18 protein-coding genes are annotated in these 18,284 nt (G+C 34.0%); 16 read left to right on the forward strand and 2 right to left on the reverse strand.

Features of this window, described 5'->3' with window-relative positions; genetic code table 11:
* Positions 1-154: 154 nt before the first annotated feature.
* Both RM538_RS05285 and RM538_RS05290 read left to right on the forward strand, forming a co-directional pair.
* Positions 155-1,447, forward strand: coding sequence for an aminopeptidase P family protein (locus RM538_RS05285; protein ID WP_311332360.1), 1,293 nt, complete (start codon positions 155-157; stop codon positions 1,445-1,447).
* Between the two features lie 30 nt (positions 1,448-1,477).
* Positions 1,478-1,879, forward strand: a complete 402-nt coding sequence (locus RM538_RS05290) for an RDD family protein (RefSeq protein ID WP_311332662.1) — start codon at positions 1,478-1,480, stop codon at positions 1,877-1,879.
* Here the strand turns inward: RM538_RS05290 and brnQ are convergent.
* On the reverse strand, positions 1,871-3,151 hold the full coding sequence (gene brnQ, locus RM538_RS05295; RefSeq protein WP_311332361.1) for a branched-chain amino acid transport system II carrier protein: 1,281 nt from the start codon (positions 3,149-3,151) through the stop codon (positions 1,871-1,873). The genes RM538_RS05290 and brnQ overlap by 9 nt on opposite strands.
* A gap of 30 nt (positions 3,152-3,181) precedes the next feature.
* Here brnQ and RM538_RS05300 point away from each other — a divergent pair, with 30 nt between their 5' ends.
* Together RM538_RS05300 and RM538_RS05305 are read left to right on the forward strand one after the other, a co-directional pair.
* A complete protein-coding gene (locus tag RM538_RS05300; RefSeq protein WP_311332362.1) occupies positions 3,182-3,949 on the forward strand; it encodes an alpha/beta fold hydrolase in 768 nt (255 codons plus the stop codon).
* 157 nt (positions 3,950-4,106) lie between these two features.
* Entirely contained in the window at positions 4,107-4,310 is a 204-nt protein-coding gene (locus RM538_RS05305) for a hypothetical protein (protein ID WP_311332363.1), read from the forward strand.
* A 6-nt stretch (positions 4,311-4,316) separates the two neighbouring features.
* Here RM538_RS05305 and thiL read toward each other — a convergent pair whose 3' ends face one another.
* The gene (gene thiL, locus RM538_RS05310; protein ID WP_311332364.1) at positions 4,317-5,369 is read right to left on the reverse strand and encodes a thiamine-phosphate kinase; all 1,053 of its coding nucleotides are present in this window, start codon (positions 5,367-5,369) and stop codon (positions 4,317-4,319) included.
* Between the two features lie 160 nt (positions 5,370-5,529).
* Between thiL and RM538_RS05315 the strand changes: the two genes are divergently transcribed.
* The 12 genes from RM538_RS05315 to sufD all read left to right on the forward strand — a co-directional run bounded on the left by RM538_RS05315 (position 5,530) and on the right by sufD (position 18,263).
* Positions 5,530-6,768, forward strand: coding sequence for a choice-of-anchor B family protein (locus RM538_RS05315; RefSeq protein ID WP_311332365.1), 1,239 nt, complete (start codon positions 5,530-5,532; stop codon positions 6,766-6,768).
* Positions 6,769-6,777: 9 nt separating this feature from the next.
* A complete protein-coding gene (locus RM538_RS13445; RefSeq protein ID WP_432279795.1) occupies positions 6,778-8,694 on the forward strand; it encodes a choice-of-anchor B family protein in 1,917 nt (638 codons plus the stop codon).
* Positions 8,695-8,729: 35 nt separating this feature from the next.
* Positions 8,730-10,157 (forward strand): choice-of-anchor B family protein, encoded by a 1,428-nt coding sequence (locus RM538_RS05330; protein ID WP_311332366.1) that lies wholly within the window; start codon positions 8,730-8,732, stop codon positions 10,155-10,157.
* Positions 10,158-10,163: 6 nt separating this feature from the next.
* On the forward strand, positions 10,164-11,519 hold the full coding sequence (locus tag RM538_RS05335) for a hypothetical protein (protein ID WP_311332367.1): 1,356 nt from the start codon (positions 10,164-10,166) through the stop codon (positions 11,517-11,519).
* Positions 11,520-11,543: 24 nt separating this feature from the next.
* A complete protein-coding gene (locus tag RM538_RS05340) occupies positions 11,544-12,341 on the forward strand; it encodes an MbnP family protein (RefSeq protein WP_311332368.1) in 798 nt (265 codons plus the stop codon).
* Between the two features lie 2 nt (positions 12,342-12,343).
* Positions 12,344-13,414: a cytochrome-c peroxidase gene (locus tag RM538_RS05345; RefSeq protein ID WP_311332369.1), complete on the forward strand. Its 1,071-nt coding sequence runs from the start codon at positions 12,344-12,346 to the stop codon at positions 13,412-13,414.
* Between the two features lie 127 nt (positions 13,415-13,541).
* Entirely contained in the window at positions 13,542-13,871 is a 330-nt protein-coding gene (locus RM538_RS05350) for a HesB/IscA family protein (protein WP_311332370.1), read from the forward strand.
* A 16-nt stretch (positions 13,872-13,887) separates the two neighbouring features.
* Positions 13,888-15,336, forward strand: a complete 1,449-nt coding sequence (sufB, locus tag RM538_RS05355) for a Fe-S cluster assembly protein SufB (RefSeq protein ID WP_311332371.1) — start codon at positions 13,888-13,890, stop codon at positions 15,334-15,336.
* 15 nt (positions 15,337-15,351) lie between these two features.
* A complete protein-coding gene (locus RM538_RS05360) occupies positions 15,352-15,708 on the forward strand; it encodes a hypothetical protein (RefSeq protein WP_311332372.1) in 357 nt (118 codons plus the stop codon).
* Entirely contained in the window at positions 15,698-16,114 is a 417-nt protein-coding gene (locus RM538_RS05365) for a hypothetical protein (protein WP_311332373.1), read from the forward strand. Before RM538_RS05360 ends, RM538_RS05365 begins: the two co-directional genes overlap by 11 nt.
* A gap of 27 nt (positions 16,115-16,141) precedes the next feature.
* Positions 16,142-16,891 carry a Fe-S cluster assembly ATPase SufC gene (sufC, locus tag RM538_RS05370; RefSeq protein ID WP_311332374.1) on the forward strand — a complete coding sequence of 250 codons (750 nt, stop codon included), beginning with the start codon at positions 16,142-16,144 and terminating at the stop codon, positions 16,889-16,891.
* Positions 16,892-16,946: 55 nt separating this feature from the next.
* Positions 16,947-18,263, forward strand: coding sequence for a Fe-S cluster assembly protein SufD (sufD, locus tag RM538_RS05375; protein ID WP_311332375.1), 1,317 nt, complete (start codon positions 16,947-16,949; stop codon positions 18,261-18,263).
* Positions 18,264-18,284: the final 21 nt, after the last annotated feature.

Raw genomic sequence — 18,284 nt, forward strand, 5'->3', positions numbered from 1 at the left:
ACAGGTCTCAAAAGCAAAATTTTTGAAACAAGTTTAACAAGTCTATTCTTTTTAAACTCATTGAATTTCTTGTATTTTTGATGAAAATCGATTTATTAACATCGCTTCCTATACTTGGAACAAAAAAGCTATGCCGCTTAGGCGGAACACAGATATGAAATACCACCCAATAGACAGAAACCTCTTTATAAAAAACAGAAAAAACTTTATGGCACAACTAAAGCCTAAAAGTCTTGCCGTTTTTAACAGCAATGATATATATACTATTGGAGCCGATAGTACTATGCCGTTTCAACAATCTAGGGACTTATTTTATTTAAGTGGTGTAGATCAAGAGGAGAGTATTCTATTATTATTTCCAGATGCTGTAGAAGAAAAAAATAGAGAAGTACTCTTCTTAAAGGAAACTAACGAGCACATTGCTGTTTGGGAAGGTGAAAAATTGACTAAAGAGCGTGCCCTTGAAACTACAGGTATAAAAACTGTGTATTGGCTACAAGAGTTTGACAAAGTGTTTTTTGAATTAATGACACAAGCAGAAACTATATACTTTAACACCAATGAACATTACCGTCAATCTGTTGAGACCGAAACAAGAGAGGACCGTTTTATAAAAGCAACAAAGGCAAAATTTCCTGCACATAATTGGGCTAAAAGTAATCCTATATTACAACGTCTTCGCTCTGTAAAAGACGCCATAGAGTTAGACATTATGCAACAAGCTTGTACTATAACAGAAAAAGGATTTAAGCGAGTGTTAGGCTTTGTAAAGCCTGATGTTTGGGAGCATGAAATTGAAGCAGAATACATGCATGAGTTTTTAAGAAACCGCTCTAAGGGATTTGCTTACACTCCAATTATTGCAAGTGGTAATAATGCCAACGTATTACATTATATAGAAAACAATCAACAATGTAAAGCAGGCGATTTAATTTTAATGGATGTTGGGGCTGAATATGCTAATTACAGTAGCGATATGTCACGTACTATTCCAGTAAGCGGAAAATTTACGCAGCGACAAAAAGAGGTTTACAATGCTGTAAATAGAGTTAAAAACGATGCAACAAAGTTGTTGGTTCCTGGTACACTTTGGAAAGAATATCATATAGAAGTTGGTAAATTAATGACAAGCGAGCTTCTTGGACTTGGGCTTCTCGATAAAGCAGATGTGCAAAATGAAAATCCAGACTGGCCAGCCTATAAAAAATACTTTATGCATGGCACCTCACACCATATTGGCCTAGACACACATGACTATGGAATTTTATGGGAACCAATGCAAGCTAATCAAGTATTTACAGTTGAGCCTGGTATTTATATCCCTGATGAAGGTTTCGGAATACGACTAGAAGATGATGTTGTTATTCAAGAAAAAGGAGAACCATTTAATTTAATGCGCAATATCCCAATTGAAGCAGAAGAGATTGAGGATATTATGAATTCGTAATTATAAAGTATTAATACAAATCCAAACATAATAAGACGAATTATTGCTGGTCTAATAGATTATTCTATTATTTATGGGTTTTTACTTTTTTTTGTTTTCACTTATGGGCAACCAAATAATGATGGAGGTTATTCAATAAGTGGTTTTCCCTCATTTGCGCCAATTTGTTTTTGGTTTTTAATGACAGTTGGTTTTGAAAGTGGACTAGGCGGCACGATTGGTAATTCACTAGTAGGCTTAAAGGCTATTCCTTTAAATGGAAATAATAGAAAACTAACTTTTATAGAATCCTTAAAGCGACATTTACTTGACCCTGTTGACATGTTCTTTTTTGGACTCGTTGGCATTGTAACAATAAATAATACTAAAAATAATCAACGAGTTGGGGATATCTGGGCAAAAACTATAGTTGTCCCATTAAAATCAAGTTGATTCTTGTTTTTTTCTCAATTCAAATAATTGAATAGTTAAGAAAACTATTAACGCAGGCAGTACCCAACCCATACCTTCTTGAGAAAGAGGGATAAATTTAGTTACACTATCTAGACTCCCTTCAGCAAGGAAAAACTGTAAAAAATCTGGGATACTAAAAAGTATTGTTGCTATGGTTACTGCCCTAAAAACAAGAGGCGGTACTAATTTCTTAGGAAGCACATTCAATATAATTAAAACAATAGTTATTGGATAAATAAACAGTAAAATAGGAAGTGCAACGTCTATAATGTAATGTACTTCAAATTGACCAATTGCAACACCCAAAATACAGCCTAAAACACCTGTTATTGTGTATGCCTTTTGAGAATTATTTGCTAGTCCTTTTACAAAATCTGCTGTTCCCGTAACAATACCAACCGCTGTTGTAAAACAAGCTAGAGCTACTAGAACAGCTAAAAATGCTGTGCCTATATCCCCAAGGGCATTGGTGCTTAATTGTGTAAGAAGTAGCACCCTGTCTTCAACCATAATAGTATCACTATAATGAGCCCCAAGTGCAATTAGACCTCCGTAAATAAGCAACAAACCCAAACCTGCGATAAAGCCTGCTTTACCTATCATTTTTTTCTTTTCTTCGAAGTTATAAGTTCCCTGTAGCGCAAAAGAAATTACAATTATTCCACCAACAACGACACCTCCAATAGCATCAAATGTTTGGTAGCCTTCTAAAATTCCACTAGTAAAAGTATTTTCAAAAATACTCCCGCGTACACTACTTACATCTCCAAAAAGTCCAATAGATATAATAGCCAAAAGCAATACAATAATTAAAGGAGTTAAAAACTTTCCAATAAGGCTTAGGATTTTGGTTCGGTTTAAAACAAAAATTAATACTAGTGCAAAATAGATAACACTTAACCAAAGAGAAGACATTTCAAAGTAAGGTGCAATTGTCATTTCATAGGTTACAGAAGCTGTCCTAGGTGAAGGCAACGTAACGGAGATAGCATAGATTAAAACTGCATAAATAATAGCAAATACAGGTGAAATCTTTGATGCAAAATCTAAAATTGTTCCTTGCAACCTTGCATGACCATAAATTGCCAAAATAGGTATTATTACCGCCGAAATCAAAAACCCAACTAAAACCCAAATCCAATTTTCGCCAGCATTATACCCTAAAAAAGGTGGAAGAATAAGGTTTCCTGCACCAAAAAAAAGGGAAAACAAAGCAAATGCTGTAATAAAGGTTTGTTTAGTCTGTGACATTAGCAGATATTTGTTTGTCAAGATAGAAAAATGATTTATCACTTTAACAATTCCGCTATTTTTTATAACATAAAAGGAACTGGAAAACCAATTGTTTTTTTGCATGGCTTTTTAGAAAGCAGCACTATGTGGTCTCCAATAGTTTCAGACTTTAATGACTACCAAGTAATACTAATTGACCTTCCGGGACATGGTAAAAGTGATGCTATTGCAAATAGCCATACTATGGAATTACAAGCAGAGGTTATCTTTACTATTCTAGAAAAAGAAAGCATTAACAAAGCCACTTTTGTAGGACACTCTATGGGTGGTTATGTATTACTTGCTATTGCTGAAAAATATCCAGAAATTATTTCAAAACTAATTTTACTAAATTCTACTTCTAAATTAGACAATCCAAAAAAAAAGAAAAACAGATCTAGAGCTATTGAAATAATTAAACGCAACAAAAAAGCATATGTTAGTATGGCAATAAGCAACCTTTTTTCAGAAGAAAACAGAGAAAAATATAGGAGCGAAATAGAGAAACAAAAAGATGAGGCAAGTACTTTTTCTACTGAAGGAATAATCGCTTCCATTAAAGGACTAAGAGATAGAATTGACAGAACTACTGTTTTAAAAGACTTTGCCAATGAAAAATACAGTATCGCAGGAATTGAGGATGTAATCATACCTATTGAAGATTCTCGCAACATAGCAACTACAACAAATACAACTCTTTTTGAAGTAAAAACTGGGCATTTCTCGCTTTTAGAAAAACGCAAAGAAATTGTTAAAATATTGCATTTTATCGTATAAATATGTTTTTAATCCTATTTATTGATAAAAAATCACTACATTTACTATAACAAAAAAACTTAAAAGCTGTATTTAAAGATTTACAAGCCATCTCTCACCCCACTTAAAGCTTTCATGTTTTACTAATTGAATTGTAAAACTTCAATATATAAGAATCATGAAAAACGTTAAATGTAAATTTAGAGGTCACAACATTGTTGCTAAGCATAATACAAACATTATGCTTAAAGAATTTGAATGTATTGAATGCAAACAGGAATTTACCACCGATGGCTATGGTAGAATGGTAAAGCTAACCAGTTACTGGAAAGAAAACAATTTGCTTTTTAAACAATACTTTAAACAAAGAGCTGCGGTATAATAAACTTTACTCTTCACTCAAAGAGTTCCAACCTCTAGCAATTAAAGGAATTTTTGTATTAGCCCTAGTAATTAAATGCATACCCTCTTTTTTGTCTGTAATATGCCCAATGACTGTAAGATGAGGGTTTGCTTTAATCTTTAAAAAGTCTTCTGTCTGTATAGTAAATAATAGCTCATAATCTTCGCCTCCGCTAAGTGCAACCGTTGTGCTGTCTAATTCAAATTCTTCACATGTTGCCATTACTTGAGGGTCAAGCGGTATTTTATCTTCGTATAAGTTACAGCCTACATCACTTTGTTTACAGATATGGATTATCTCAGATGAAAGCCCGTCACTAACATCTATCATTGAAGTTGGTTTAACATCAAGTTCTGCCAATAAATTAGGAATGTCTTTTCTAGCTTCAGGTTTTAGCTGTCTCTCAACCAAATAAGTATAAGGTTCTAGGTCTGGTTGCGATTTTGGATTCACCTTGAAAACTTCTTTTTCTCTTTCTAATACTTGTAACCCTAAATATGCTGCTCCAACATCTCCTGTTACAACAATAAGATCATTTTCTTTTGCACCATTTCTATACACTACATCTATACTGTTTACAGTACCTATTGCTGTCACACTAATTATTAACCCTGAGGTTGATGAGGTAGTATCCCCTCCAACTACATCAATATTATATTTTTTGGAAGCAAGCGTGATACCTGCATATAGTTCCTCAAGTGCTTCTACTGGAAATCTATTTGATACCGCTAAAGAAACTGTTATTTGAGTGGCGTTTGCATTCATAGCATAAATATCGCTTAGATTAACCATTACCGCTTTATAGCCTAGATGCTTTAGCGGCATATAACTTAAATCAAAATGTACACCTTCCACCAATAAATCTGTAGAAATAACCACATTCTGGTTTTCAGAATAATTCAATACTGCAGCATCGTCACCAATCCCTTTAATAGTAGTTTCTTGCTCAATTGTAAAATGCTTAGTTAAATGATCTATTAAACCAAACTCCCCTAATTGAGAAATACTAGTCTTTGAATTATCCTTGTTTTCAAACATATTATAAAATTATTTTGCAAAAATAGAGTTTCTATTAACAATGCATCTTTATTTTTTAATCAAATTAACACTCATAATATTCTCACACTATGTTTATATAACTCAGAAAATCAATATATTTTACTGAAAAAATGATACTTTTACAAGCCTTAATAATGCTATGAAAAAACACTTACTTTTATTGAGTCTCCTAACTTGTCTGTATTCTTGTTCTTCAGACTCAACACCTGAAGAAATCCCTATGGATGATATGGAACAACAAGATGATGATGAAACTATAGAAATACTTGACAAAGCACCCTGTGAAAATGGTATGGCAAGTATTTATCCCTGTAATGGTTATGATTTACTTATGCATCTTGACCTTGAAGATTTTAACGCAGCAAGAGGTAACGATTCGTGGGGCTGGACAGACCCTGATACTGGAAAAGAGTATGCAATAATGGGGTTAGATAATGGAACAGCTTTTGTTGATATTACTGGACAAAATCCTGTTTACTTAGGAAAACTACCTACAGCAACTTCTGCTAGTGCATGGAGAGACATTAAAGTGTACAGCAACCATGCTTTTATAGTTAGCGAAGCTACAAATCATGGAATGCAAGTTTTTGATTTAACACAACTTAGAAATGTTTCAAATCCACCACAAAACTTTATTGCTACAGCTAATTATAATGAATTTGGAAACGCACACAATATTGTGATTAATGAAGAATCCGGATATGCTTATGCCGTAGGGACTCAAACTTTTAATGGAGGCCCTCATTTTATAAATATTCAAGACCCTCTTAATCCAATAGCAGAGGGCGGATATGCAATGGGTGATTACAGCCATGATGCGCAAGTTGTAACTTACAATGGTCCAGATAGTGATTATTTAGGTAAAGAAATTTTAATTGGCAGTAATGAAAATGAAATTATCATTGCTGATATCACAGATAAATCAAATCCACAAAATATTTCAACCATATCATATAATCAAACTGGATATACACATCAAGGTTGGTTTACAGAGAATCAACAATATTTTATTTTAGGAGATGAGACTGATGAATTAAATTTTGGTTTTAACTCTAGAACATTAATTTTTGATTTTTCAGATTTAGATAGTCCAACGCTACTTTCTACATACCTAGGCCCAACAGAAGCTATAGATCATAATGGCTATGTTAAAGACAATCTATACTTTTTGGCAAATTATACAGCTGGCCTAAGAGTTTTAGATATATCAAATATTAGCTCTGGAGGTCTTGGAGAAATTGGATTCTTTGATACTTATACCGAAAACAATAGTGCTTCTTTTAATGGAGTCTGGAATGTATACCCATTTTTTGAAAGTGGAAAAATTATAATAAGCGATATAAATGGCGGACTATTTATCGTTAAAAAAACCCAATAAATTTAATAAATGAAAAAAATCTTACTACCCCTATTTAGCCTATGTGTATTAACTTTAACAGCACAAACACCATGTACAGGTGGAACTGCTGGTCCTTACTCTTGTGATGGATACCTGCTTCAGAGCGAAATCTCTCTTGGAACTTTAAGCGCTAGCGAAGGAAATGATTCTTGGGGGTGGACAGACCCCTCAAATGGAAATGAGTATGCCTTAGTAGGCCTTAATAACGGTACTGCGTTTATTGATATTACAGATCCAATTAACCCTGTTTATCTTGGAAAACTTCCAACGCATACTACTAGTAGTAGTTGGAGGGATATTAAAACATATAATAATCATGCATATATTGTAAGTGAAGCCGGTGGTCACGGAATGCAAGTGTTTGATTTAACTGAGCTTAGAAACGTAACCAGTCCTCCTGTAACTTTTCCTGAAACCGCTCACTTTGATGAGTTTGGTAGCGCACATAATATTGTAATTAATGAAGAATCTGGATATGCATATCCAGTTGGTGCAGGACCATTTAATGGAGGCCCTATTTTTATAAACATTCAAAATCCATCGAATCCTGTGGGTGAAGGTGGTTATAGCTTAGGTTCATATAGTCACGATGCACAAGTAGTAACTTACTGTGGTCCAGATCAAGATTACTCTGGCAAAGAAATACTAATAGGTAGTAATGCTAATGAGATAGTTATTGTTGATATTACAGACAAGGCTAATCCAGTAGGGATTTCAACAATAAATTATAGTAATGTAGGATACACCCATCAAGGTTGGTTTACTGAAGACCAACGTTATTTTTTATTGGGTGACGAGATAGATGAACAAAGTGTAGGGTTTAATACAAGAACCATTGTATTTGATTTTAATGACCTTGACAATCCTCAATTTCATTTTGAATATTTTGGCCCTACTGCTGCAATAGATCATAATGGATATGTAAAAGGGACTAAGTTTTACATGGCAAATTATAGAGCCGGTCTTAGAGTTATTGATGTGAGTGATATTGAAAACCAAAACATAGTCGAAGAAGGCTTTTTTGATACTTACCCAGGAAGTAATAGCGCAAGTTTTAGTGGTGCTTGGAGTGTATATCCTTATTTTGATAGCGGAAACATTGTAATAAGTGATATCAACAGAGGTTTTTTATTAGTAAAAGCCGAAACAGATGACACCACAGCACCAACAGCTGTATGTCAAGATGTAACACTTGAACTTGACACTAATGGGCAAGCAGTTTTAAGTGCAGATGATGTTGACAATGGTTCTAGTGATGATAGTGGCACTGTATACAAGCTAATTTGCACAACTCAATTTGATTGTTCGGACATTGGAACAATATCAATTGATCTAGAAGTTTATGATGATTTTGGAAACCGAGATATATGCACAGCAACTATTACCATTGAAGATAATATAGCCCCAGAGATTGCTTGTCCCGCTAATACAACAGTAGATTTTGATAGTGGCCAAAACTTTTATACACTGCCTGATTATGTAGCAGGCGGAACTGCCACGGCAACAGACAATTGCATAAATGGACTAACAACAACACAAGACCCAGCTCCAGGAACAGAACTCACAGAGGGTAATTACACTATTAGTTTTGAAGCTGAAGACAGTTTTGGAAATACTAGTGTTTGTAGTTTTCAGTTGGCCGTAAATACCACTTTATCTGTTTCTGAAGAAGCTTTTGAAAATAGCCTAAAAATATATCCAAATCCTTCGCATAATAATATTACCATAGAATCTAATTTGCAAGAACTAGAAAACCTTCAAATTATTGATGTTACTGGAAAAATTGTTATTCTAAAAGAAAACATTTTATCTAGAAAAAAAGTAGTAAATATATCTCAATTAGAAAATGGCGTATATTTTCTCAAAGTAAATAATACAGTATCAAAAAGAATTATAAAAATGTAAGGTTTTCTATCTAAAACCTACTAAAAGCAATTACTATGAAAAGCAAACTATACCTTTTATTCATTACATTTTCAACAATACTATATGCACAAACTCCTTGTGTTGGAGGTGGAGCAGCTGGTTTTCCATGTGAAAATTACGATTTACTGTCTCAAATTACCCCCGGACAAATGAATGCATCTAGAGCAAATGACTCTTGGGGATGGACAGATCCAGATTCTGGTATTGAGTACGCAATTATTGGGTTAGATAATGGGACTGCATTTATTGACATTAGCGACCCTATTAATCCTATTTATTTAGGAAAACTACCAACTCAAACAGACCCAAGTACTTGGAGAGATATAAAAGTTTACAGCGACCATGCTTTTATTGTTAGTGAAGCATTTAATCATGGAATGCAGGTGTTTGATTTAACCCAATTACGCAATGTTACAAATCCACCTGTTACTTTTTCAAATACTGCTTTTTATGGTGAATTTGGTAGTGCCCATAATATCGTAATTAATGAAGATACTGGTTTTGCATATGCAGTTGGAACAGGTACATTTAATGGAGGTCCTCATTTTATAGATATTACAAACCCAGCGAATCCTGTAGCTGCTGGTGGGTTTGCATTAGACGACTATAGCCATGATGCGCAAGTGGTAACGTATAGTGGTCCTGACGCAGACTATACAGACCAAGAAATCTATATTGGTAGCCACGGTAGCTTTGGTAGTGATGATATTATATCTATTGTAGATGTTACAAACAAGTCCAATCCAATATCAATTGCAACACTTCCTTATCCTAATCCAGGATATGCCCACCAAGGTTGGTTTACTGAAGACCAACGCTATTTTATTTTAGGGGATGAAACAGATGAAATAAACATAGGGTTTAATACTAGGACTATAATTTTTGATTTAACAGATCTTGATGCACCCCAATTTCTTTTTGAATTTTTTGGTCCAACACCTGCTTCAGATCATAATGGATATGTAGTTGGAGATAAGTACTATTTTGCAAATTACAATAGAGGAATGACAGTTATAGATATAAGCGATATTGCAAACCAGAATTTTTCTGAATACGGCTTTTTTGATGTTCACCCTAGCACAAATAACGTAGGAACCTCAGGAACCTGGAACGTCTATCCATTTTTTGAAAGCGGAAATATAGTAATAAGTGGAACAGCAGGATTTACGCTTGTAAAAGATGCCACAGTTGTGCTAGGTGCTTCTGAAAATGATATAGATAATTTTGCAATAGTCCCTAATCCAACTTCTGGAAACATAGCTATCACTTCATCTAATGCAGAAATAACCAAAGTTGAGGTATATTCTATGTTAGGACAACAGCTTCTTTCAGAAAACTTTATAGCTACTAACCAAAAAAATATGAACGTTTCATCATTATCTGCTGGAGTTTATATTCTCAAAATAAATAATACAACCACAAAACAAATCGTTGTAAAATAAAAAACTGTGCTAAGAAAAAGAGTAATAAAATCAATATCGGTAATTTTTATTTCACTCGCCCTATTTGGGTGTAATGATGATGAGGTATCTATTATTGAAAATCAAAATGAAGAAAACCCAATTCTAGAAATAGATTTCACGATTACTTTTGGAGGCTCTGGAATAGACGATGCTATTTCTGTAGTAGAAGCCAATGATGGTGGTTATGCCGTTCTGGGCACTACAAATAGTATTGATGGTGATATCACAGACAAAACTAGTACAGATTTAGACTTTTGGCTTATCAAACTAGACGCTTCTGGGCAAATGATATGGAATAGAACCTACGGTGGTAGTGAAGATGAAAGAGCAAGAAGTATTTTTAAGACCCAAGATGGAGGTTACGTTCTAGCTGGACAAAGTAGAAGTAGCGATGGAGATGTATCTAGCAACGCAGGTTTCTTTGATTTCTGGATAGTTAAAGTAGGAAGTCAAGGAGCTATAGAATGGGAAAAAAATTATGGGTTTGCAGGAAACGACCAAGCGTATGATATATTTCAAACTAGTGATGGTGGCTTTTTTGTCTCGGGTATTCTAGATGTTACTGCTAGTGGTGGCCAAGGTAATAGTGGCAGAAACTCAAACAGACATGCAGGTGGTGATTACTGGACATTAAAACTAGATGCATCCGGAGAACTAATTTGGAGTCGTTATTTTGGGGGGTCATTTACAGATACTTCGCATGATGCAGTAGAGACAGATAATGGAGATTTTATAATTATTGGGTTTTCAGATAGTGAAGATGTAGATATCACAAATAACAAAGGCGCTTACGATTTTTGGATTGTAAGAGCATCTTCAGAAGGAGATCTCATTTGGCAAAAAAACTTCGGCGGTTCAGAAATTGACATACCTTATGGAATTACCAAAACACAAGATGGTAACTATATGTTAGCAGGAGATACAAGAAGTGCAGACCAAGATGTTACTGAAACTATTGGTAACGCAGATATCTGGACACTAAAGTTTAACGATGTTGGTGATATATTACAACAGAAATCTATTGGAGGAACTCAATTTGAGTCTGCTAGAAGTATAGTAACATTACAAAATGGCAATTATGCAATTACTTCAACCACAAGGAGTAATGATGGAGATGTATCAAGTAACAATGGTCAAAATGATATTTGGACTGTTATTCTAGACCAAAACCTCGAGTTAATATCAGAAAAAAACATTGGAGGCTCTGCTTTAGACTTTGGAGAAGATGTAATACAAACTTCAGATAATAAAATAATTGTTGTTGGAAATACTGAAAGTAGTGACGGAGATATCACAATAAATAAAGGGCAAAAAGATATTATAATCTCAAAATTTAATTAAAAAGAAAAGTTCAAAAAAAAAAAAATGAAAAAAATATTATTATTACTAAGTTTAGGTCTTATAGCCGCTTCTTGTAATGATGACGAAGTTAGTATTAATGAAGAAGAAGCAAATGTTAACTTCCGTTTCAGTCAAAACTGGGATGGGGAAGAAATTGAAAATTCAGATTATGAAAACACTACCTATGTAAATGCTAATGGAGAAAGTATGACACTCTCTAAAGTAAACTATCTAATTTCGGATATTACATTTACGTCAACTTCTAATGGAACTGTATTTGATTCAGGTGATTACAATTTAGTGTTAGCTCGTGAAGGTAGAAACCTAGAGTTCACACCTTCAGTCCAAATTCCTGAAGGAGAATATACTGTTTCTTTTACCTTTGGATTTGATGATGAGGATAATGACAAAGAAGGTGGTTATCCAGATTTAAACTCTGAAGACGGTTTTTGGAATGTCCCAGCTCCTTTAGGTGGTGGCTATCACTACCAACGTATTGAAGGCACTTATATTAATAGCGCTAGTAACGTTACTAGTTTTCAATTTCATACAGTTAGGGCAAATAAACATACTACACTTCCTCCAGGACCTGATACACTTGAAGAGCTCAGAGACACTTCCTTTAGTGTAAATCTTGGAACAGTTACAATTGGCTCAAACACAACTATTGAAGTAAAAGCAAACATTGCAGAGTGGTTTAAAAATCCAATTACTTGGGATTTAAATTCTCGTTTTGAAGTTTTAATGCCAAATTTTCAAGCACAGTTAGACATGAATGAAAATGGTGCAACTGTATTTTCACTAGGAGAAATTACACAATAAAAATGTCAAGGTTAAAAAATATATTCGGTTTACTCTTCTTTATACTATGCTTAGTATCATGTAGTGATAGTGAGCCTGAAGAAGAATATACCGCAACCCCTTTAGCCCTAGAAGTACCTGCTTTTTTTGAAAGCTCAATCCTTCCTCCCGTAATCCCAGCAGATAACCCACAGACTGTTGAAGGTGTGGCTTTAGGAAAAAAACTATTTTTTGATCGTATTCTCTCAAGAGATAATAGTATTTCTTGTGCAAGTTGCCATAGACTACAAAATGCTTTCTCAGACCCTAGACAATTTAGCATTGGAGTAACAGGTCAAGAAGGTATTAGAAACTCCATGCCGCTCCAAAATCTTGCTTTTAACTTTAATGAAAAATTTAATTGGGATGGTAGCGCAAATAGTCTTGAAGATCAAATGTTTGGTCCTGTAACCAATCCTGTTGAAATGGATAACACATGGACCAACGTTGAGAATTCACTTCAAAACGATAATGAATACCCAGAATTATTTAGATTAGCATTTGGTAATAGTAGAATAGATTCTACTATGGTGACCAAAGCCCTTGCCCAGTTTGTAAGAACTATGATTTCTGGGAACTCTAAATTTGACCAATTTTTGAACGGTACAGCCACGCTTACTCCTGAAGAGGAAAATGGACTCAATGTTTTTTTAGATGAAGGTCGTGGAGACTGTTTTCATTGTCATGGTCTTCCAGAAACTCCCTTATGGACAGACAATGCGTTTCATAACAATGGTTTGGATGAGTTTTTTGAAGATAATGGACTAGGCGATGTAACCGGAGACCCCAGAGACTTTGGATTGTTTAAAACCCCTTCCTTGCGAAACTTATCTTATACTGCACCTTATATGCATGATGGTAGATTTGCAACTATAGACGAAGTAATTAATCACTATAGTGAAGGACTAGTATTTTCAGAAACCATTGACCCACTTATGAAACGAGTGGATGAAGGCGGTGTGCAATTAACCGAAGAAGATAAAGCAGACCTAAAAGCTTTTTTACTAACACTATCAGACCCTTCATTTATTAGCAATCCAGATTTTCAACAATAAAAAAGGTTTTTACTCTACAGCCATTAGGTTCCTCTATGGTTTTATAACGTTTAATTAAGTTTCTATCTATGGTAAACCGTAGTATTTGCCGTATATTTGCACACAATTTAGAATTAATTTTTATTACATGATTAAAGTTAGTGAAAACGCAAAAAATAAAATCTCTCAGCTTATGAGTGAAGAGGGGTTTAATATTGCACAAGACTTTGTTAGGGTTGGTGTAAAAAGTGGTGGTTGTTCAGGTTTATCTTACGACTTAAAATTTGATCACGCATCAGGAGAAAATGATAAGGTTTTTGAAGATCATGAAGTAAAAATAGCCGTGGATAAAAAAAGCTTTTTATACTTGGTAGGTACTACATTAGAATATAGTGGAGGCCTTAATGGAAAAGGATTTGTTTTTAACAACCCCAACGCCAATAGAACCTGTGGTTGCGGCGAGAGTTTCTCTCTTTAATAATTTCTGAAATTTTATGAGTAAATATACCGAAGACGACTTAAAAAAAGAACTCGAAACAAAGGAGTATGAATACGGATTTTATACCGATATAGAATCTGATACATTCCCTGTGGGTCTTAATGAAGAAATTGTTATCGCTATTTCTAAGAAAAAGGAAGAGCCAGACTGGATGACCCAATGGAGACTAGAATCTTTTAGGTACTGGAAAAAAATGGTAGAACCAGAATGGGCAAATGTTCATTACAAAAAACCAGATTTTCAAAATATTTCTTACTATTCTGCACCCAACAAAAAACCTAAATACGAAAGTCTTGATGAAGTAGACCCAGAATTACTTGAGACTTTTAACAAGCTAGGGATTTCATTAGACGAACAAAAAAAGCTAGCAGGTGTTGCAGTAGATATTGTGATGGATTCAGTATCAGTAGCTACTACATTTAAAGACACCCTTGCCGAAAAAGGAATTATTTTTTGTTCCATTTCTGAAGCAATTAAAGAACATCCAGAATTAGTAAAAAAATATATTGGCACAGTAGTACCACAAAAAGACAACTTTTATGCAGCTTTAAATAGTGCAGTATTTAGTGATGGGTCTTTCTGTTACATTCCAAAAGGCGTACGATGCCCAATGGAACTTTCTACATATTTTAGAATAAATCAAGCTGGTACTGGACAATTTGAAAGAACACTAGTAATTGCAGATGAGGGAAGCTACGTGAGTTACTTAGAAGGATGTACAGCGCCTAGCAGAGATGAGAACCAATTACACGCTGCAGTTGTAGAGTTAATTGCGCTTGATGATGCAGAAATAAAATACTCAACCGTACAAAACTGGTTTCCTGGAAATAAAGAAGGAAAAGGAGGCGTTTTCAATTTTGTTACTAAGAGAGGATTATGCGAGAAGAATGCAAAAATATCTTGGACACAAGTAGAAACTGGTAGTGCTGTAACTTGGAAGTATCCAAGTTGTGTGCTTAAAGGAGACAACTCTATTGGAGAGTTTTATTCTATTGCTGTTACAAATAATTTTCAACAAGCAGATACAGGTACCAAAATGATTCACCTTGGTAAGAATACAAAGAGCACAATTATCTCAAAAGGTATCTCGGCTGGAAAATCTCAAAACAGTTACAGAGGGTTAGTGCAAATAAGCCCTAGAGCAGAAAATGCACGTAACTTTTCTCAATGCGACTCTTTACTGATGGGTAACCAATGTGGTGCGCATACGTTCCCTTACATAGAAGCAAAAAATAAAACAGCTCAAATAGAGCATGAAGCAACTACAAGTAAAATTGGAGAAGACCAGATATTTTATTGTAATCAAAGAGGGATTGATACAGAAAAAGCTATTGCATTAATTGTAAATGGTTTTAGCAAAGAAGTATTAAATAAGCTCCCGATGGAGTTTGCTGTAGAAGCTCAAAAATTATTAGAAATAAGCCTAGAAGGCTCCGTAGGATAACCAAAATTTACATCAATGAAAAAAGTTGTTTTTCTATTGTTACCAGTATTGTTATTTGTTTCATGTGCCTCAGAAAACAAAGATCCACAATATGCTGGTGAATTTATTTATCTAGCAGACGCTGCTGTCTTAAAAGGAGAAGATTTTATTTATGGGGTTACTGTAGATAAAAAAATGCATGAACTTGCAGATAAAGTTGCTCCAATAAAAAAGGAAGAATATGACATGATTCCTGTAGTAGTAAAAGGAAAATTAAATAAGAAAAAAGAAGGCGAAGAAGGCTGGGACGAAATTTTAACAATAACAGAAATTGTTGAAGTTGGCACTACTCCATCACAACCTGACGTAAAAATTGAAGATAATGATAATTAGAATTTCTACAGTAATTTTTTGCTTACTTGTAACTTCATGCAATCAAAAGGCTGAAAACAATAAAGCTGAAGAACTTACGGTTATTGAGCAGACTAAAGATACGATAACAAACACCCAAAAAACGTATTCTACACATTTAAAATTTGCTGGAGAATATTACAAATCAAACGAGCAAGCAATTTTTAAAACTGAATACTTCACATTTTCAATAATAGAAAATGAAATGGCAAAAGAATTAGACGAAAAAATTCAAAAACATAAAAAAGATGAGTTTGATTTTGTTCCTGTTGTTGTGAGAGGAAAAATTTCAAAAAAAAATAAAGATGAAGAAGGTTGGGAGCAGAAAATAACTGTTAGTGAAATTATTTCGGTTGGAGAAAAAAGTGATAATTCAAAAAAAGAATAAAAAAGAATTTAAGAAAACAAGTAATCTATGTTACAAATTAAAGATTTACACGCTAGTGTAGAGGGGAAAGACATTTTAAAAGGTGTTACCCTAGATGTTAAGGCTGGAGAAGTACATGCTATTATGGGACCTAATGGTTCTGGAAAAAGCACATTAGCTGCGGTTATTGCTGGTAAAGAAGAGTTTGAAATGACAAAAGGAGAAGTTACTTTTGATAATGAAGATATAAGCGAACTTGACCCAGAAGAAAGAGCACATAAAGGAGTATTCTTGTCGTTTCAATACCCTGTGGAAATTCCTGGAGTTAGCGTAACAAACTTTATTAAGACTGCAATTAATGAGACTAGAAAATCTAACGGGCAAGAAGATATGCCTGCTGGAGAAATGCTAAAACTTATTAAGGAAAAAGCAGACCTACTAGAAATAGATCGTAAATTTTTGTCACGTTCTTTAAATGAAGGATTCTCTGGAGGTGAGAAAAAAAGAAACGAAATTTTCCAGATGGCAATGCTAGAACCAAAACTTGCTATTCTTGACGAAACAGACTCTGGACTAGATATCGATGCTTTAAAGGTTGTTGCAAATGGAGTTAACAAGCTTAAAAGTAAAGACAATGCAGTAGTTGTAATTACGCACTACCAGAGACTATTAGATTATATTGTGCCAGATTATGTACATGTATTAATGAACGGAAAAATAGTAAAATCTGGATCTAAAGAACTAGCATACGAGCTAGAAGAAAAAGGATATGACTGGATTAAAGAAGAACTAGTATAAATTCAAAATCCACAAATTGGATATTGAGTTCTGAATGATGATACTGAATTAAAACATGAGTTTAAAAGATAAATTATTAGCATCCTACATCGCTTTTGAAGACCATTTAGAAGATGACTCTCCAATACATGATGTACGAAATAGTGCCATAAAAGATTTTGAAACAAAAGGGTTTCCTACAAAAAAAGAGGAAGCTTGGAAGTACACTTCATTAAATTCAGTTTTAAAACCTGATTATAGTGTTTTTCCAAAGCCTAGAGAAGAAACTATTGAATTTAAAGATGTAAAAAAATATTTTTTACACGATATAGATACTTACAAAATTGTATTTATAGATGGTGTTTATAGCTCTCACTTATCGCAAACAACACACGATAAACTAGATGTTTGTTTAATGTCTTCTGCTTTAACAAAATCTAAATACAAAACAGTAATAGATGCATATTTTAATAAAGTAGCAAAACAAGAGAGTTTAACATCATTAAATACTGCTTTTGCAAAAGAAGGTGCATATATCTACATACCCAAAAACAAAGAAGTTGAAAAGCCTATTGAAATAATTAATTTTTCTACAGGTAATGAAGCTGCTATTTTACTTCAACCTCGTAATCTTATTGTTGTTGAAGAGAACGCTCATGTTCAAATTATTGAACGCCATCAAAGTCTTTCAGAAAATGCTGTGTTAACCAATAGCGTGACTGAAATTTTTGCTGAAAAAAGAGCATATGTAGATTACTATAAAATTCAGAATGACAAAGAGAATGCTTCTTTAATAGATAGCACTTTTGTATCACAACAAACGCAAAGTAACTGTAGAGTGCATACTTTTTCTTTTGGAGGGAAATTAGTAAGAAATAACCTTAACTTTTATCAAAAAGGAGAGCGATGTGATTCTACACTCAATGGTATTACCATTTTAGAAAACAAGCAACACACAGACCATAATACATTAGTGCATCACGCAGCACCTAATTGTGAAAGCCATCAAGACTACAAAGGTATTTATGCAGATACTTCTACAGGTGTATTTAATGGTAAAGTCTATGTAGAAAAAGAAGCACAAAAAATTGATGCCTTTCAGCAAAACAACAACGTATTAATTGATGATAAAGCAACTGTAAATTCTAAACCTCAGTTAGAGATTTTTGCTGATGATGTACGCTGTTCTCACGGATGCACCATAGGTCAATTAGACGAAGATGCCTTATTTTATATGCGTTCACGCGGGATTGGAAAAAAAGAAGCGCGAGCACTACTTATGTATGCATTTGCAAATACGGTATTAGAAAGTGTGAAAATACCTGAGCTTAAAAAGCGTATTAATAAACTTATTGCCAACAAGATTGGCGTGAGTTTAGGTTTTGAAGTATAATCTTTAATACTGAAAAGTTAC

Origin of the sequence: Patiriisocius hiemis (assembly GCF_031846325.1) — a bacterium.
GTDB classification, from domain to species: domain Bacteria; phylum Bacteroidota; class Bacteroidia; order Flavobacteriales; family Flavobacteriaceae; genus Patiriisocius_A; species Patiriisocius_A hiemis.

What these genes read in the sequence shown, in the direction of transcription:
- RM538_RS05305 (WP_311332363.1), top strand. Translation starts at nt 4,107, where the DNA reads ATGAAAAACGTTAAATGTAAATTTAGAGGTCACAACATTGTTGCTAAG.
- RM538_RS13445 (WP_432279795.1), top strand. Translation starts at nt 6,778, where the DNA reads ATGAAAAAAATCTTACTACCCCTATTTAGCCTATGTGTATTAACTTTA.
- sufB (WP_311332371.1), top strand. Translation starts at nt 13,888, where the DNA reads ATGAGTAAATATACCGAAGACGACTTAAAAAAAGAACTCGAAACAAAG.
- RM538_RS05285 (WP_311332360.1), top strand. Translation starts at nt 155, where the DNA reads ATGAAATACCACCCAATAGACAGAAACCTCTTTATAAAAAACAGAAAA.
- RM538_RS05360 (WP_311332372.1), top strand. Translation starts at nt 15,352, where the DNA reads ATGAAAAAAGTTGTTTTTCTATTGTTACCAGTATTGTTATTTGTTTCA.
- sufD (WP_311332375.1), top strand. Translation starts at nt 16,947, where the DNA reads ATGAGTTTAAAAGATAAATTATTAGCATCCTACATCGCTTTTGAAGAC.
- RM538_RS05350 (WP_311332370.1), top strand. Translation starts at nt 13,542, where the DNA reads ATGATTAAAGTTAGTGAAAACGCAAAAAATAAAATCTCTCAGCTTATG.
- RM538_RS05340 (WP_311332368.1), top strand. Translation starts at nt 11,544, where the DNA reads ATGAAAAAAATATTATTATTACTAAGTTTAGGTCTTATAGCCGCTTCT.
- brnQ (WP_311332361.1), bottom strand. Translation starts at nt 3,151, where the DNA reads ATGTCACAGACTAAACAAACCTTTATTACAGCATTTGCTTTGTTTTCC.
- sufC (WP_311332374.1), top strand. Translation starts at nt 16,142, where the DNA reads ATGTTACAAATTAAAGATTTACACGCTAGTGTAGAGGGGAAAGACATT.
- RM538_RS05345 (WP_311332369.1), top strand. Translation starts at nt 12,344, where the DNA reads ATGTCAAGGTTAAAAAATATATTCGGTTTACTCTTCTTTATACTATGC.
- RM538_RS05365 (WP_311332373.1), top strand. Translation starts at nt 15,698, where the DNA reads ATGATAATTAGAATTTCTACAGTAATTTTTTGCTTACTTGTAACTTCA.
- RM538_RS05315 (WP_311332365.1), top strand. Translation starts at nt 5,530, where the DNA reads ATGAAAAAACACTTACTTTTATTGAGTCTCCTAACTTGTCTGTATTCT.
- RM538_RS05300 (WP_311332362.1), top strand. Translation starts at nt 3,182, where the DNA reads ATGATTTATCACTTTAACAATTCCGCTATTTTTTATAACATAAAAGGA.
- thiL (WP_311332364.1), bottom strand. Translation starts at nt 5,369, where the DNA reads ATGTTTGAAAACAAGGATAATTCAAAGACTAGTATTTCTCAATTAGGG.
- RM538_RS05330 (WP_311332366.1), top strand. Translation starts at nt 8,730, where the DNA reads ATGAAAAGCAAACTATACCTTTTATTCATTACATTTTCAACAATACTA.